This is a genomic window from Bacillota bacterium (assembly GCA_036504675.1).
Taxonomy (GTDB): Bacteria; Bacillota; Sulfobacillia; order JAJYWN01; family JAJZPE01; genus DASXUT01.
This window is the reverse complement of record DASXUT010000117.1, coordinates 1-2,421: the sequence shown is the minus strand read 5'-3', so window position 1 is coordinate 2,421 and position 2,421 is coordinate 1. Positions and strand designations below refer to the sequence as shown.

Annotated in this window: 2 protein-coding genes; both read left to right on the top strand. The window is 66.5% G+C overall.

Going from position 1 to position 2,421, the window contains the following annotated elements; translation table 11 throughout:
• Positions 1–563, top strand: a 563-nt coding sequence (locus tag VGL40_08310) for an MFS transporter (protein HEY3315258.1), incomplete at its 5' end; no start/stop codon positions are given.
• Between the two features lie 109 nt (positions 564–672).
• A partial coding sequence (locus VGL40_08305; protein ID HEY3315257.1) for a polysaccharide biosynthesis protein occupies positions 673–2,421 on the top strand: 1,749 nt, incomplete at its 3' end.

The following is a 2,421-nucleotide window of genomic DNA, read 5'->3' as shown; positions in this document are numbered from 1 at the left end:
GTCTGTACTACGGACTGACGTTCCTGTCCGGAGGCCGGCGTCACATCTTCCTCACCTTCGCTCAATACGCGCTGGCCAGCCTGTACGGCCTGTCGGCGGCCCAGATCTCGGTGGCCATCGGCACGGTCAGCATCGTCTCCTTCTTCACCCGACCCCTGATGGGGCGGGTCATCGACCATTTCGGCGAGCGGCGTATCCTGGTCTTCAACTACACCACCCTGACCCTTCTTTACCTGGGCTACGCCTACGTCCACTACCTTCCCCTGGTCTACCTGATCTTCGGGCTGGACCAGTTGTTCATGGACTTCGACATGGCCCAGCTGACCTACCTCGATAAGATCTGCCCTCGGGCCGAGATCCCGGCGGCTCTGTCCACCGGAAGCACCATCAACCACATCAGCGGCGTGGGCTTCCCCATCCTCGGCGGGTTCATCTGGCGCGTCCTGGGTCCCAGCGCCACCTTCGTCCTGGGGGCGATCCTGGCCGCCGTGACCGCCGTCGTGTCGACCTTCGTCCATCCGGAAAAGGCCGCCGTCCCGCGAAGCGATGGGATCCCGGCCTGAAGGCGGCCCGCCGGGAGCCGTGAAAGCGATCCGCACGGGGACTGAAACATCCGGCTAAGTCTAGGAGTCAGATGACATGAGCCGTCCGTCATCACCCGGAGGGACCACAATGTCGCAGGGTCCGTCGGCCGCCAGGCCATCGTTCCTTCGGAGCACCTTCGTCCTGGCCTCGGCCAACTTTGCCACGAAGGTCATCGGGGGATTGATCGTCATCCCCCTCTATTACCTCCTTGGGTCCGAGGGCATGGGCCTCTACAACTCGGCCTACCGCATCTACACCATCCTCCTGATCATCTCGACCCAGGGAGTCAACATCGTCATCGCCAGGCTGGTCGCCGAGCGGATGGCCGTCGACGACCGTCAAGGCGCCGAGCGTGTCTTCGCCGTCTCCTTCTGGCTGCTATCCTCCCTTGGCTTGGTCTTCGCCCTCCTCTTCTGGTGGGGGGCGCCCTTCCTGGTCCGCCTCTTTTCCATCGACGAGCGGTCCTACCTGTCCATGGTCTCCCTGGCGCCGGCCATCTTCCTGGTCGCCGTGATGTCGGTCTACCGGGGATTCCTGCAGGGGCTGCAGCGGATGACTCCCTTCGCTATGTCCCAGTTCATCGAGCAGGTGGCCAGGGTCATCGGCCTGTTCATCATCCTCCCCTTCGTTTTTCGCTTGGGAGTGCAATATGGGGCGGCGGCGGCGACCTTCGGGGCGGTCATCGGGGCCACCGTCTCCCTGGCCTACCTCGTCTGGAAGAACCGGTCAATCCGGGCCCAGTTCGGGATCACGCCCGGGGGCGACCTCGGCTCTGACGACCTGAGTCAGAGCCCATTGGGTCAAGCCAACTTGGGCGGTCTGCCCGGGGAGGCGGGCCTGCCGGCCGACACCACCCCTCCGACCGGCGTGTGGGTCCGCCTGGGCGGGCCGTTCGACCGCGGCGATCGGGCCGCCTCCTGGCGCATCCTCAAGAACATTATCTATCTGGCCATCCCGATCACCTTCGCCGGCGTGGCCGCGCAGTTGATCCAATTCCTCGATGTCGCCCTGGTCCAGGCCAGGCTGAAGGCGGGCGGCATCGAGCAGGTCCTGGCGACCCAGATGTTCGGCCAGCTCAGCGGGGCCGCGATGCTGCTGGTGAACCTGCCGACGATGTTCGCGGGGGCCTTCTTCCTGGCGCTCATTCCGGCCATCTCGGAGGCCAGACAACTCAAGCGGCCCGACATCATCCGCCACCGGACCGTCCAGAGCCTCCAGCTGACCCTGGCCCTGACCATCCCGGCGGCCGTCGGCCTGCTGGTCCTGCCGTCCCAGATCGGGGACACCCTGTTCGGCGACGCCGGGGCCGGAGTGACCATCTCGGCGGCGGCCGTGGCCACGATCTTCCTATCTCTGCAGCAGACGACCTCGGGCATCCTTTACGGCCTCGGCCGCAGCGCCATCCCCATCTACAACCTCATCGCCGGGGGCGCGGTCAAGGCCGGGTTGACCTGGTGGCTGACGGCCATCCCGGCCCTGAACGTCAGGGGCGCCGCCTACGCCACGGTCATCGGCTTCCTCGTCGCCGGCGGCCTCAACTGGCTGGCCGTCGAGCGGCTCGTCCGGGGCAGCCTGGACTGGGTGAAGTCGGTGGTCAAGCCGCTGGTGGCCAGCGCCTTCATGGCCGCCGCGGCCTTCTTCGGCTACCGCCTCCTACTGGCCGTCGTCCACCATGCCAAGATCGCTACCCTCCTAGCCGTCGGCCTGGCGGCGGCGGTCTACTTCATCGTCCTCATCGCCGTCGGCGGGCTGGACGACGAGGAGTTCGGCCGCATCCCCATCGTCGGGCGTTACGTCGTGGCCGTCCTGCGGCCGCTGCACATCGGGCGGGGCCGG